The sequence below is a fragment of the Bilifractor porci genome (assembly GCF_009696005.1).
GTDB lineage: Bacteria > Bacillota > Clostridia > Lachnospirales > Lachnospiraceae > Bilifractor > Bilifractor porci.
Genome location: NZ_VUMV01000005.1, coordinates 1 through 14330 on the forward strand (window position 1 = coordinate 1; position 14330 = coordinate 14330).

Here is a 14330-nt window from a genome sequence, read left to right on the forward strand (position 1 = left end):
AAGAGGAAGATGTTGCCTTTATCCGCCTGCAGTTCTGTGATATTTTCGGTCATCCGAAGAATCTGGCGATTACGGCGGCACAGCTGGAGCGTGCCCTGAATCATGAATGCATTTTTGACGCCTCTGCAATTTCAGGATTCCGGGATACTCTTCATGAGCTGTATCTGTATCCGGATCTGAATACCTTTGATGTGTTTCCCTGGAGGCCGCAGACCGGCAAGGTGGCAAGGATGTTCTGCAATCTGGCGCAGGGAGACGGAACTCCCTTTGAAGGGGATTCCCGTCTGGTTCTGAACCGTGTCCTGCAGGACGCAGAGAAGATGGGATATTATTTTGAAATTATGCCGGAACCGGAATTTTTCCTGTTCCACACGGATGATGACGGATGTCCGACGACAATTACGCATGAGGACGCGGGCTTTTTTGATGTGGCGCCGGCAGATCTGGCGGAAAATGTGCGGCGTGACATCATCCTGACGCTGGAGGAGATGGGGTTCGATATTTACGGGTCTCACCATGAGCTTTCTCCTGCCCAGCATGAGATTGATTTTGCCCCCGGAAACGCGGCTAAGATCGCAGATCAGATGCAGACGTTTAAGATGGCTGTAAAAACAATAGCCAAAAAGCACGGGCTGCATGCGTCCTTTATGCCAAAACCCAAGGCGGAGGTGAACGGATCCGGCCTGCACCTGAATATCTCCTGCAGGGACCGCTTTGGGAAAAATCTGTTCTGTCTGGACAGCGACAGGAACCAGCTGTCAGACACCGCCCGTCATTTTGCGGCCGGTCTGCTGGCTCACGCGCCGGGTATCACGCTGGTGACGAACCCGCTGGTAAATTCTTATAAAAGGCTGATTTCCGGCTTTGATGCGCCTACAAAGATCTACTGGACGGATATTCTGGCCAACCGTTCCGCTGTCGTCAATGTTCCGCAGCGCAGAGGCGATCAGACCTGTATTGAGTTCCGCAGCCCGGACGGCGCCTGCAACGATTATCTTGCTTTTGCGCTCTGTCTGGCGTCCGGACTGGACGGCGTAAAGAATAGCCTGGAGCCTCCGAAGCTGATTCATGAAAATCTCTCCGGAAAGTCCGACAGGGAGATCAGCGCCATGAATATTGATGTCCTTCCGGAGACACTGGGAGAGGCTCTGGAATGTTATCAGAAGGATTCTCTGGTCAGGAACATAATGGGGGATCTGATCTACGAGGAGTACCTGCAGGCCAAGCAGAAGGAATGGGGAGAGTTCCGGGCGGTTGTGACAAACTGGGAAATCGAAAATTATCTTCAGAAATATTGACAGAAAGGATTCGGAAAAAGATTGCAAAGTATCATTGTCGCGTATTCGAATCCGGAGGATGCAAAAAAAATACGGTCGATACTGGTGCGTAACGGAATGCCGGTCCTTTCCGCCTGTCTGTCCGGGGCGCAGGTGCTCTCCCGGACAGGCTCACTGGAAGAGGGAATTATCGTCTGCGGCTATCACCTGAGGGATATGATCTACCGGGATCTGGCAGATAATCTTCCCCCTGGGTTTCAGATGCTTCTGATTACCTCTTCCAGCAGAATTTCGGGAGAAACCATGCCGGACAATGTAGTTTTTCTTTCCACTCCTCTGAAAGTCAGCGAGATGCTGCAGTCTCTTCAGCTGATGATGGGAGATCTGCGTGTACGCAGAAAAAAGAAAAACGGAAAGCCTGCGCAGAGAAATGAAAAAGAAAAGCAGCTGATCGAACAGGCGAAGGCCATTCTTATGGAAAGAAACCACATGACGGAGCCGGAGGCACACCGGTATCTGCAGAAATGCGCCATGGATTCCGGAACAAAAGTATCGGAGACCGCGGAGATGATTCTTCTGCTGGCCAGTCCGGGTTGAAGCCTAAAATCTTTACTTTTTATTGCCTGTTTTTTGCTTGTATCTCCCTAATGATTATGCTAGTATTAGAAAAGATTAAAAAAATATTTCGTATTTGTTAAGTCAAATCTTTAGCAAATATCCTGGGGAGGAAATCTGGTCCATGAATTTTAAGAAACTGGTTGCATTCAGTCTGGCGGCCCTGCTTGCGGCTGTCCCCGCGTTACCTGCTTTTTCCACAGCTGTTTATGCGGATGAATCTGCGGATGCAAATCTTGCCGCGATCAATGACAGCATTGACAGCCTGGAGCAGCAGAAGGAGGATCTTCTGGGCAGCATTGACGATCTGAAACAGAAGCTGGTTACTACCATTTCCCAGCTGGATTCCGTGAATAATGACATTACGGAACTGCAGGGGAAGATGGAGCAGACACAGTCAGATCTGGAACAGGCGCAGGCGGAACAGACGACCGAATACAATGCCATGAAGAAAAGAATCCAGTATCTGTATGAAACCGGCGGAGAGGTAGGCGGCTGGGCAGCTGTTTTTCTGAGCGGCGGAAATATTTCGGATATTCTGAATAAAGCGGAATACACGCAGCAGATGTATGATTATGACCGGCAGCAGCTGGAAGACTATGTCAATACCGTTAATCAGGTCACATCTCTCCAGCAGCAGCAGCAGGATCAGAAAGCACAGCTGGAGTCTTCCAAAAACTCTCTGACAGAGGGACAGCAGACGCTGGAAGGACTGATCTCCGAGGCGCAGAACCAGTATGATGATTTTGACGCGGAGCTGGCGGAAGCCTATCAGCTGGCGGACCAGTATCAGCAGCTGATTGTAGAACAGAATAAGGCTATTTCCCAGAAGGCGGAAGCAGATGCCGCCGCACAGCAGGCGGCAGCGGCTTCGACGGATACTTCCTCTGCCTATATGGTGGCCATTGGGAATGCCGCGGACACGACTTACAGCACAGATAATACGGGCACGGACAATTCTTATACCTATACCGGGACTTATACAGATAACTCCGCGGCAACAGGCGGAACAGCCAGCTCCGGTACCTCATTCGGAAGTACCGGAACGGTAAGCGGAAGCGTGTCCTCTTCTCTGGGGCAGCAGATTCTGAATTATGCCAGCCAGTATGTGGGCGGCAAATATGTCTGGGGAGGAAACGACCTGAATACAGGTGTGGACTGCTCCGGATTTGTCCAGCAGGTGTACAAGAATTTCGGCATCAATACATCCCGGACATCCTATGATATTGAAAATGACGGGCAGGCGGTGTCCTACTCGGATGTCCAGGTCGGAGATGTTCTCTGTTACGACGGACATGTCGGGATTTATGCCGGCGACGGAAAAATCATCAATGCCATTGATGACGCGCATGGAATCGGTTATTCAGATGCGAATTATTCGGAGATCCGCACAATCCGGAGATATTCCTGATAAGGGAAAACAGATAGACAAACAAGCTCTAAAAGCGGCCCGGCAGAAAACCTGCCGGGCCGTCTTTTGCAAATAAGGCTCTTTAACACCAATAGCGAAGAAAACGAGGATTCTGCCTGTGAAAAGGATATATGATCAAACGGTTCTACTGCAGCTTTGTCAAAAAGCACATCTTGACACGATAATTGATCTCAACAAGATTGGTTTCTCTGGCTATGTATATCAAAAAGGAGAATATCTTTGTCAGCCCTGCGAAGAAGAGAAATATTTACAAATTATAGTAGATGGACAAGTCAGTATTTATCATATTCGGGATGATGGTACGAAATATTCTCTGACTCAGGGAGGAGCTGTTTTTCTATTGGGAGATATGGAATTTTATCAGTCGTCACCAGTTCTGTTTTTTGCAGAGGCTTTAACCGAAACGGTGAGCATTGCTATTCCTCTGACGCAATACCGGGAGATATTAAAAAATGATGTTCGTTTTCTTAATTTCCTGGTGGGTGTGCTATCTCAAAAGATGTTTGCAATTACCAGCTCCATTGCGATGAATACCTCGCTGACAGATCGCGTGTTGAATCACATGAAATATCATTGTGAAAATGGACTTCTATACGGGCTGGAGAAAAATGCCTTTCAGCTCCGTTGCAGCAGCCGCCAGCTGCAGCGGGTCATGACTAATCTGGAGCAGCAAGGTATTGTGAAAAAATGCGGGAAGGGCAAATATATTTTGCTAAAGTAATGCTTTTTATGCCTGCTTTTTCAGATATGAGGGTAGAATTGGTGATAGAACAGGATTCCGGTCAGGATTGCGGGAACAACATCGGATACTCACTATACAGTCAGAATGCCGTCATATCCAAAGGCCTGAGCGAGCAGAAAGATGGCAACTACGGAAATGTTACCTTTCCTGAACAGGAAAAGCAGCAATGCAGGCAGTGACTTTTCAACCGACAAAGGTGTCTGCCACAAAAGGTGCGTTGGAGGAAAAAGGATATAGGAATCACGTGCATAGGAGTGGGTTATTCCCCAGAGCCATAAGAAATACAGCAAATGTAACAAGTGATTACGTCAAAAACCCGGACATGTGTCGTGGTTTTTAACAATGCTATCCTTTACAATAAGCGTTGAAATGGTATTTTTTATGACTCACAATACGAATCATAGACGGTAAAAGGGGGAATTGTTTATGCGAAAGAAAAAAGCTTCTGCATTTTTGTGCACAGCGCTGTGTGTGGCAATGATTTCCGGATGCGGAACTTCCGGAGTTCAGGATGTCAGCAGTGCATCCGCGTCGGTAAGCGCTGGGAGTGCTATGAAGTCTGCTTCGACAATAACAGAGACTGCCGCGGCAAAACAGATATCCGAGGAATATGCGGAGGAACTGACGAATGAGTATAAAGATCCGGATAGAGAGGATCAGTCCTATGTGCGATGGTGGCTTCCGCAGGCATCACTGACTGATAAGCAGCTGAAAGAGGAGGTACAGGAGATTTATGATGCCGGATTTGATGGCGCGGAGCTCTGCATGCAGACAAGCGATGCACCTACGGATCAGTATGCCTATGGCTCGGATATGTGGTCACATAAATGGAAATTGCTGATTGAAGAATTTTTGGATCACAATATGTCGGTCAGTCTGACTGCCGGAACAAACTGGGCAACAGCAAATGTACCAGGCCTGGATCCAGACAGCCAGGAGGCCAGTCAGGTGGTGGCAATGGGAGCAGAGATCGTAGAACCCGGGCAGAGCATCACGGAATTGCCAAAGCCGGAGACTATGCATGATAAAGCAACATTCATCGGAGCATATGCATACAAGATCGAAGAAACAGGGAAGGGAGAATACAAGTCTGTTCCTTCCAAACCCTGGGTACAGCCGGTTGATTACGAAAAACATATCGTCGATGAAAGTACTATGCAGGAGATCACCGGTATCCAGCAGGGTGATACTGTCTGGGATCAGAAGGTAAACTGGACCGCCCCGGACGGAGAGGTCGGAGAGAACGATGCGGGCAAATATTATGTGGTAGCTTACTGGCAGCAGGGAAATTATCACACGTCCGAGCCGTCCACGGAGACAGCGTATGCCACGAATTATTTTGATAAACGTGGAGTGGAAGCACTGAAGAAGTTCTGGGAAGAGCATTATCTGAATGATCAAGAATTGAATGAAAAGATCAGGCAGGGTGATGTCATGCTGTTTATGGATTCGATTGAGCTGAATCCGACCGGAGGTATCATCTGGTACACAGATTTTATCCGGGATGAATTCAAAAAGAGAAAGGGGTATGACATCCTTCCTTACATGTTTCTTCTGGAAGGACTTCCGGAGGTATATGCTGTCTTTGACGTATATACAGCACCTGCGAGCGGGTACAATTCAACAACAGATACCGCAAAGAGTGAAAAGATTGTAAACGACTATCTGGATGTACTCACACAACTCTATGAGGAGAATATGCTGAAGCCTCTGAAAGAGTGGTTTAACAGTTACGGAATCAAAACAAGAGCGCAGATTTCCTATGGGCGTTCGTTTGAGATTACAGAGCCCTCTGCATACGTAGATTATCCGGAGGCAGAAAATCTGCAGGAGTACAACCAGATTGATATTCTCCGACTTCATACGGCGGGTGCAAAGCTCCAGAATAAGACTTTGTCCATGGAAACTGGAGGAACCCTGGATCCCTATACCACGACAATGCAGATGCGTTTAAAGTCGGTATACGGAGAATATGCAGCGGGATTCCAGAAAGTTGTATGGCATATCTGGAGTGCAACTGATTCCTACGGGACAGATAAGACAAATTGGCCTGGGGATATGCCGATGACGCCGATGGCGTTTGACCGCTGGGATAACCGGGAACCTGCTTATGAGGAATATGATGAGTTAAATGCACATATCGGCAGAATTCAGCATTTAATGAAGGAGGGAAATTCCCGCACGGATATTGGTTTTATCCATAATAACTGGAACCAGGGTCTGAATTCTTATGGCGGCCGTGACAATACGGTAGAGCATATGAATAATATGCTGGCACACATGGGTGTTTATTACCGCTCCACAGAATTGCAGGATAACGGATATACCTATGATTATCTCAGTCCGGACCTGCTGGATATGGACACGGTGTTCTTTGACGAAGAGACAAAGACAATTGAACCAGCCGGATATAAAGCTCTTGTGATTTACCAGAAATGGCTGGATCCGGACGGCGCAAAGAAGATTCTCGACTGGGCGAAAAAAGGACTTCCTGTTGTAGTGATGGAGGGTGCAGCCAGGGAAACGCCGTTTAACGACGGCAGAGATGATGAGCTGGCAGAGACCATGGCAGAGCTGGAAAAACTGGACAATGTAAAGGTAGCGGCAATCAATGATGCGGATGAAGGTTTTGATTACTTCAGCCATGATACGCAGGGATACGATGATGATGTTTACGAGTGCATGCAGGAGCTTGGCGTACAGCCTTATTGTGGATATGATGGAGCAAACCATCAGATCCTGACCCAGAGCAGAGAGGGAAGCAATGGCGTCCGGTATCTGTATGCGTATAACTACTGCTCAGATGACTATCATCAGAACAGTTATATTGATTCTGTGAAGAATGAAAGTCATGGAACCGAGTGTAAGACGAATCTTGTTTTAGATGGCGAGTATGAGCCATATGTGATCAATGCATGGACGGGAGAGACACAGCTGGTTGCAAACTATGAAATTCGTGATGGACAAACCTATGTCCCGATCGACATCAAATATGATGATATAGCGCTCTATGCTTTCCGCCCGATGAAGGAAGAGACTCTGCATGCAACGGCAACGACAGCAGACAGTGTGGTACAGAAAAATGGAAAGCTGTATGCAAAGGCATTTTCCAGCGGTGATTACAGCACAGAACTCTCTGATGGAAGTACCGTTGAGACAAAGGCAGAGGTTCCGGACAGCTATGATATCACGAACTGGGATGTCAACGTCGAGTCCTGGTCTAAGGGAGATAATCTTATCATAGATGAGGAGACCATCGACGGGCTCAAGACCGTTAACAGTCAGTATGAGACAAAGAAGACGGCAATCAATGTCAAGCTGGACAAACTGAAAACATGGAATAACATTCCTGAAGTCGGAGACAAGGTATCCGGTACAGCGAGCTACAAGGCAACATTCAATTGGGATGCATCCAAAGCAGATGGAGCGGTACTTGATTTTGGTGATTCTCTGGTCAGCACAATGGAGGTCTGGATCAATGGCAAGAAGGTGGGAGGAGACGTCAGCACCAATCCTTCCAAGAGCAAGACGGTCATTGCGGACGGCAGTACCGGAAGGGAACAGTACACCGGAGGCATCAGCTTCAAAGATCCAAAGGCTGACGTTTCGGAATATCTGAAGGACGGCGAGAATACGATTGAGGTTAAATATAGTTCTACGCTTGGAAACGTTGAAATCGCAAATGGCGGAGCACAGGCAAAAGAGGCCGACTGGTGGGGATATGATACTTCTGTGGAGGCTTATGGACCGGTACAGGCAGTTCTGCATCCATACACCCTGACAAGTCTGACTTAATAATACTCGCTGAAACAAAGACGATGGAAGTCGGAATATAACAGATGTGAGGATGAAAATCGAAAAGCGTTAATGAATAAATGATGGGTTTTTGAAAAGAAGAACTGATCTCAATGAAAAGGAGGCGTTGAGACAGTTCTTTTTTTATTAGAATCGCCGTAACTTTTCATCGGTTTGCAGGTCTGGACAGTGGCTGGAAGCAGAATCTGGCACTGGTGTATTGCGGCCGGATATGTTACCATCAGGATTATGCATTCCAGGCGACATCTGCAAGAAGATGAATAGCGCAATCAAGGGTATCGGGCTTTTTTTAGGTTCGCACGAAGCAAGGATGGAAAGGAGAAAAACGATGAGAATTGCAGTGACATATGACAATACGAATGGTGAGGTCTTTCAGCATTTCGGAAAAACAGAGTTTTTTAAGATTTATGAGACAGAGAATGACAAGGTATTGTCGGCAGAAGTACTGAGTGCCGGCGGCGTCGGACATGAGGCGCTGGCAGGGGTACTTGCCAGGGGCGGGGTCGATGTTGTCATCTGCGGCGGCCTGGGAGCAGGGATGCAGGCAGCACTGGCGGACGCAGGAATCCGCGTGGTCTCCGGGGCAGCAGGGGATGCGGACCGGGCCGTGGAGGCGTTTCTGGGAGGCACGATGGAATCTCAGGGAGTAAACTGCGAACATCACAGCTGCCATGGCACAGAGGACGAAGCTGTTTCCGGCCGGGAGACTGCGGACGGAACAGATTCTGCGGAGGAGAGCAGCGAGGACGCCGGGTGCTGCGGCGGAGACTGCGGCTCCGGCTGTGGCGGCGGAGATTGTGAATCCGGCTGCGGCGGAGGCTGCGGGGGCTGCGGAGGACAGGAGTTAAAGGTCATCCTGGAAGGGAAAAACGCGGGAAAAAAGGTAAAAACACACTACCGCGGTACCTTTAACGACGGGACACAGTTCGATTCCTCCTATGACCGTGGTGAGCCGCTGGAGTTTATCTGCGGTGCAGGGATGATGATTCCGGGGTTTGACAAAGCCGTTGTGAATATGGAAATCGGTGAGGAAGTGGACATCCACCTGAGCCCGGAGGAAGCTTACGGTATGCCGGATCCGAAAAACGTTTTTACCTTCCCGATTGCGGATCTGGAGGGATCGGATCAGCTGCAGATCGGGCAGAAGGTCTATCTGACGTCCGGAAACGGAAGACCCTTCCCTGTTGTTGTTACAGCTAAGGATGAAAAAAACATTACGCTGGATGCCAACCATGAGATGGCGGGAAAAGAACTGAATTTTCATATTGAGCTTATTTCGGCAGAGTAAAACCCTTGCAATTAAAAAAACTCTGGTATATAATTAGCGCGAAAAAGTGTACTAAAATACTAGGGATTAAAACCAGATGGAGGATAGGTATGGCAGAGCAGCTGTTAAAGGTAAAGGATCTGACAGTCCGTGTGGAGGAGAAAGAAATCCTGCACGGCCTGAATCTTACAATAAATAAGGGAGAGACTCATGTCCTTATGGGGCCGAACGGCGCGGGGAAGTCTACGCTGGGAAATGCGATTATGGGAAACCCGGCTTACGAGGTTACCGGAGGAAGTATCGTGTTCAAGGGAGAGGAACTTCTTTCCAAACCCGTGAACGAGAGAGCAAAAGACGGTATTTTCATGTCCTTCCAGAATCCTCTGGAGGTTCCGGGAATTTCCCTGATGAATTTTATCCGCAGTGCGGTGGAACAGAAGACGGGAGAAAAAATCCGGCTGTTTCCGTTCCGCAAGGAAATTTTTAAGGCCATGGATGTTCTGCAGATGGATCATTCCTATGCGGAGCGTGACCTGAATGTCGGGTTCTCCGGCGGCGAAAAAAAGAAAGCGGAAATTCTGCAGCTGCTTATGCTGAAACCTTCTCTGGCCATTCTGGATGAGACGGACTCCGGCCTGGATGTAGATGCCGTCCGCACCGTATCCAAGGGCGTGGAGGAGTATCAGAAAGATAAGGACGGTGCTCTGCTTATTATCACGCACAGCACCCGGATTCTGGAGTCTCTGCATGTAGACGCCACGCATGTTCTGGTAAACGGAACAATCGTGGAAGACGGCGACGGTTCCCTGGTAGATGAAATCAATGAGCACGGCTTCGAGCGGTTTGAGAATGCCTGAGGGAAGGGAATTGCCATGAAGGAAAAAACTTATGTAGAAGATATAGACAGGAGCATGTACGATTTCCGAAACGAGGAAGGTGCTGATACCTACCGGATCGAGGAAGGCCTTACACCGAAAATCGTGCTGGAACTGTCAGAGGAAAAAAATGATCCGGAATGGATGCGCGATTTCCGGCTGCATTCTCTCGAAATTTATAATAAGAAGAAAGTTCCGGACTGGGGTCCTTCCATCGAGGGGCTGAACATGGATCAGATTGTTACCTATGTCCGCCCAAACACAAAAATGCAGGGAAGCTGGGACGAGGTTCCGGAAGAAATCAAGGATACCTTTGAGAGGCTGGGAATTCCGCAGGCGGAGAGAAAATCTCTTGCGGGAGTGGGAGCCCAGTACGACTCGGAGTTGGTTTATCACAACGTAAAGGCAGAGGTGGCTGCGCAGGGCGTGGTGTACTCGGATCTGGAGAGTGCGCTCCGCGGTGAATACGCGGATCTGATCCGGTCTCATTTTATGAAGCTGGTTCCCCCGACCGATCACAAGTTTGCCGCCCTTCACGGCGCGGTCTGGTCAGGCGGCTCTTTCGTGTATGTGCCGAAGGGAGTAAAGGTGGAGATTCCCCTTCAGTCTTACTTCCGTCTGAATGCTGCCGGGGCAGGACAGTTTGAGCATACGCTGATTATCGTGGAGGAGGGCGCCTATCTTCATTTTATTGAGGGATGTTCCGCTCCGAAATATAATGTGGCGAATCTGCATGCCGGCTGCGTAGAGCTCTATGTAGGGAAGAACGCGACGCTGCGGTATTCTACCATAGAAAACTGGTCCAAGAACATGTATAACCTAAATACTAAGCGGGCAAAGGTGGAGGAGGGCGGAAAAGTAGAATGGGTTTCCGGATCCTTCGGTTCCCATGTCTCCTACCTGTATCCCATGAGCATTCTGGCAGGACGGGGTGCCAGAGCAGAGTTTACCGGTGTGACCTTTGCTGGAAAAGGACAGAATCTGGACACTGGCTGCAAGATTGTCCACAGTGCGCCGGACACTTCTTCGTATGTGAATACCAGATCCATCTCCAAGAGTGGGGGTATCAGCACCTTCCGCAGCTCTGTTGTCGTGAATCATCAGGCAAAGAACAGCAAGTCCTCGGTGTCCTGCCAGTCCCTGATGCTGGATTCGGAGTCCCGTTCGGACACCATTCCGGCCATGGACATCCGGACCTCCCAGGCCGATATCGGACACGAGGCGAAAATCGGACGAATCAGCGACCAGGCAGTCTTCTACCTTATGAGCCGCGGAATTTCCGAGGAAGAGGCCCGGGCGCTTATTGTCAGCGGATTTGCGGACAACGTTTCCAAGGAGCTGCCTCTGGAATATGCGGTAGAGATGAATAACCTGATCCGCCTGGAAATGAAGGGCACAGTAGGCTGAGGAGGAATCGGAAATGAATGAAAAGAAGGATATAACACTGAACCGGCTTCCTGCCATCACCTGGTACTGGCTGAAAATGAACGAATCACGGGTGCAGGTGCCCGCACAGCTGGCAGAGGGCGGTGTGGAAACCGCATTTCCATCTGATGCTGTGGCGGAGAGCAGCACGAAGGATCCGGCGCTGGAGCAGCAGCCTTCGGGATGCGGAGAACAGGTCGGCACTTTGCTGAAGGAAATCAAGACCAGGACATTTACCGCCAGGGCCGGCAGAAAAGCCGAAAACCCGGTGCGTCTGCGCTTTCCGTTTGCGGACGGGGACCAGAAGGCATTTTCTATCGGGCTTGTGACAGAAGAAAACAGCAGCATGACGGTACTGATGGACTATGCATCGGTTCCGGCGGAGGCGGCCGGCAGGGCCGGGGGAGCGGAATACACCGATACGGCAGCCGGTTTTGGAGCGGTCCAGACAAAGGTACGCGTAAAGAAGAATTCTGTTCTGCGCCTGGTGCAGACCGTGCGTCTGGGCAGCGGTTTTACCTTTATCAACGATGTGGGCGGAACCTGCGAGGACGGCGGAAGAATAGAAATTATCCATCTGTTTCTCGGGGGTGGGGATATCTATCAGGGCTGCCGTATTGATCTGGCAGGCAGCAAAAGCTCCCTGAAAACGGACATTGCTTATCAGGTGCTTGGCGACGGGCATCTGGATATGAATTACTTTGCCAATCACACGGGGAAAAAGACAGAATGCGCTATCAATGCCAGCGGCGTCCTGCGTGACCGTGCGAAAAAGACCTTCCGGGGCACCATTGATTTCAAAAGAGGAGCTGCGGGTTCTGTCGGGAACGAAATGGAAGATGTTCTGATGATGGACGATGAGGTGCAGAATCAGACTATTCCGCTGATCCTCTGTGCAGAAGAGGACGTCGTGGGCAACCACGGAGCCACCATCGGAAGACTGGATGATTCCCTTATGTTTTATCTGGAATCCCGCGGAATGGACAGGGATCAGATCTATGAGATGATGGCCAAGGCCCGTCTGGACTCGGTGATCCGCCTGATTCCGGATGAGAGATGGAGAGAAGACATCAATACCTGGCTGGGAGGCACAGAGGATGACAACGAGTGAAAGAAAACGGGAGGATGCGGAAATCCGGAAGGATTTTCCGCTTCTTAATCCGGAGACAGCATATCTGGACAATTCGGCAACAACGCAGAAACCCAGGCAGGTTCTGGAGGCCGTCTCTCATTATTATGAGAGTGAAAACGCCAACCCGCTCCGGGGGCTTTATCAGCTGAGCCTTAGGGCCACAGACTCCTATGAGCAGGCAAGAGAGGCGGTCCGTGCTTTTATCCACGCGAAAAGCACGGAGGAAATCATTTTTACCAGGAACGCGACCGAGAGCCTGAACCTGGTGGGATACAGCTGGACGGCAGACAACCTGAAGCCGGATGATGAGATTTTAATCACCATTCTGGAACACCACAGCAATATGCTGCCCTGGCAGCAGGCCGCGAAACGAACCGGCGCAACGCTGAAATATCTGGAGTGCGACAAAACCGGAAACATAACCGAAGAAGATTTTCGCAGGGCGATAACCCCGAAGACAAAGCTGGTCTGCATGACACATGTCTCAAATGTCATCGGGAGGACAAATGACCTGAAAACATTTGCCCGGATTGCGCATGAGTACGGGGCGGTTTTTGTGGCGGACGGCGCGCAGAGCGTTCCCCACATGCCGGTGGATGTACAGGATCTGGATGTGGATTTTCTGGCATTTTCCGGACACAAAATGCTCTCGCCCATGGGAATCGGCGTCCTTTACGGGAAAAAAGAAATTCTGGATGCCATGCAGCCCTTTCTCTACGGCGGGGAAATGATTGAATATGTGACGAGGGAGGGCGCCACCTACGCGGAGCTTCCTCATAAATTTGAAGCCGGTACGGTAAACGCGGGCGGGGCGGTAGGCCTTCATGCGGCAATCCAGTACATCAATTCCATCGGATTTGATAAAATCCAGGAGCGGGAGGATCATCTGACCGCTTACGCGATGGAAAAGATAAAGGAAATCCCGGAGGTGCACATTCTTGGATCCGATGATCCGAAGGAGCATCACGGTATTCTTACTTTTACGGTGGATGGAGTTCATCCGCACGATATCGCGGCTATGATGGACGAGGATCATGTGGATGTGCGCGCAGGACATCACTGTGCGCAGCCTCTTCTGAAATTCCTCGGCACAATGTCCACGGCCAGGGCGAGCTTTTCTTTCTATAACACGGAGGAAGAGGCGGACCGCCTGGTTGACAGCATGAAGACGCTGCGGAAACGTATGGGTTATTAAAGAAGAATCAGGTCCGGCATTTCGCTTCTGTGCGGCGGACTGTCACGGAAGAAGGGATTAGCTATGCACAACACATTTTACAGTGAGATATTAACAGAGCATAATCTGCATCCCACGCACAAGCATGAGCTTCCGGATGCAAATTATGAGCTGGAGGGAGTAAATCCCAGCTGCGGCGATGATATTATCCTGAAGCTGAAGGTAGAAGACGGAGTGGTAAAGGACGGGGCATTTGTGGGAGACGGCTGCGCGATTTCCCAGGCATCCGCCGACATGATGCTGGATCTGGTGATCGGAAGGCCGGTTGAAGAGGCCAAAAGACTGTCAGAAATCTTTCTGAGAATGATCAAAGGAAAAATCACCGAAGAGGAAAAGGAAGAGCTGGAGGAAGCCGGAGCGCTGGAGGATATTTCCCATATGCCTGCCAGGGTAAAATGCGCGGTCCTGGGATGGCATACCATGGATGAAATTTTCGAGGATCCGGATAAAGCAAGAAAAAAGGCTGACGCATAGAACTCTGAAACGGATGAGAGCTGATGTCGGAACGGCACCTT

Annotated in this window: 11 protein-coding genes; all 11 read left to right on the forward strand. The window is 49.8% G+C overall.

What is annotated here, in order from left to right:
- On the forward strand, positions 1 to 1298 hold a 1298-nt coding region (locus FYJ60_RS07710; protein WP_154458102.1), incomplete at its 5' end, for a glutamine synthetase family protein.
- A 21-nt stretch (positions 1299 to 1319) separates the two neighbouring features.
- Complete coding sequence (locus FYJ60_RS07715; RefSeq protein ID WP_154458103.1) at positions 1320 to 1874, forward strand: ANTAR domain-containing response regulator; 555 nt, start codon at positions 1320 to 1322, stop codon at positions 1872 to 1874.
- Positions 1875 to 2016: 142 nt separating this feature from the next.
- The gene (locus FYJ60_RS07720; protein ID WP_154458104.1) at positions 2017 to 3303 is read left to right on the forward strand and encodes a C40 family peptidase; all 1287 of its coding nucleotides are present in this window, start codon (positions 2017 to 2019) and stop codon (positions 3301 to 3303) included.
- Positions 3304 to 3421: 118 nt separating this feature from the next.
- Positions 3422 to 4045: a Crp/Fnr family transcriptional regulator gene (locus FYJ60_RS07725; protein ID WP_205839029.1), complete on the forward strand. Its 624-nt coding sequence runs from the start codon at positions 3422 to 3424 to the stop codon at positions 4043 to 4045.
- Between the two features lie 447 nt (positions 4046 to 4492).
- A complete protein-coding gene (locus FYJ60_RS07730) occupies positions 4493 to 7861 on the forward strand; it encodes a glycosyl hydrolase family 2 protein (RefSeq protein WP_154458106.1) in 3369 nt (1122 codons plus the stop codon).
- Positions 7862 to 8210: 349 nt separating this feature from the next.
- Positions 8211 to 9170 carry an FKBP-type peptidyl-prolyl cis-trans isomerase gene (locus FYJ60_RS07735; protein ID WP_154458107.1) on the forward strand — a complete coding sequence of 320 codons (960 nt, stop codon included), beginning with the start codon at positions 8211 to 8213 and terminating at the stop codon, positions 9168 to 9170.
- Positions 9171 to 9259: 89 nt separating this feature from the next.
- The gene (gene sufC / locus FYJ60_RS07740) at positions 9260 to 10006 is read left to right on the forward strand and encodes a Fe-S cluster assembly ATPase SufC (protein WP_154458108.1); all 747 of its coding nucleotides are present in this window, start codon (positions 9260 to 9262) and stop codon (positions 10004 to 10006) included.
- Positions 10007 to 10021: 15 nt separating this feature from the next.
- Complete coding sequence (sufB, locus tag FYJ60_RS07745; RefSeq protein ID WP_154458109.1) at positions 10022 to 11431, forward strand: Fe-S cluster assembly protein SufB; 1410 nt, start codon at positions 10022 to 10024, stop codon at positions 11429 to 11431.
- Positions 11432 to 11444: 13 nt separating this feature from the next.
- Complete coding sequence (locus FYJ60_RS07750) at positions 11445 to 12560, forward strand: SufB/SufD family protein (RefSeq protein ID WP_154458110.1); 1116 nt, start codon at positions 11445 to 11447, stop codon at positions 12558 to 12560.
- Positions 12547 to 13776, forward strand: coding sequence for an aminotransferase class V-fold PLP-dependent enzyme (locus FYJ60_RS07755; RefSeq protein ID WP_154458111.1), 1230 nt, complete (start codon positions 12547 to 12549; stop codon positions 13774 to 13776). The genes FYJ60_RS07750 and FYJ60_RS07755 overlap by 14 nt, the downstream gene beginning before the upstream one ends.
- 63 nt (positions 13777 to 13839) lie before the next feature.
- On the forward strand, positions 13840 to 14289 hold the full coding sequence (gene sufU, locus FYJ60_RS07760; protein WP_154458112.1) for a Fe-S cluster assembly sulfur transfer protein SufU: 450 nt from the start codon (positions 13840 to 13842) through the stop codon (positions 14287 to 14289).
- Positions 14290 to 14330 lie beyond the last annotated feature (41 nt).

What these genes read in the sequence shown, in the direction of transcription:
- FYJ60_RS07730 (WP_154458106.1), top strand. Translation starts at nt 4,493, where the DNA reads ATGCGAAAGAAAAAAGCTTCTGCATTTTTGTGCACAGCGCTGTGTGTG.
- FYJ60_RS07750 (WP_154458110.1), top strand. Translation starts at nt 11,445, where the DNA reads ATGAATGAAAAGAAGGATATAACACTGAACCGGCTTCCTGCCATCACC.
- FYJ60_RS07755 (WP_154458111.1), top strand. Translation starts at nt 12,547, where the DNA reads ATGACAACGAGTGAAAGAAAACGGGAGGATGCGGAAATCCGGAAGGAT.
- sufB (WP_154458109.1), top strand. Translation starts at nt 10,022, where the DNA reads ATGAAGGAAAAAACTTATGTAGAAGATATAGACAGGAGCATGTACGAT.
- sufC (WP_154458108.1), top strand. Translation starts at nt 9,260, where the DNA reads ATGGCAGAGCAGCTGTTAAAGGTAAAGGATCTGACAGTCCGTGTGGAG.
- sufU (WP_154458112.1), top strand. Translation starts at nt 13,840, where the DNA reads ATGCACAACACATTTTACAGTGAGATATTAACAGAGCATAATCTGCAT.
- FYJ60_RS07735 (WP_154458107.1), top strand. Translation starts at nt 8,211, where the DNA reads ATGAGAATTGCAGTGACATATGACAATACGAATGGTGAGGTCTTTCAG.
- FYJ60_RS07720 (WP_154458104.1), top strand. Translation starts at nt 2,017, where the DNA reads ATGAATTTTAAGAAACTGGTTGCATTCAGTCTGGCGGCCCTGCTTGCG.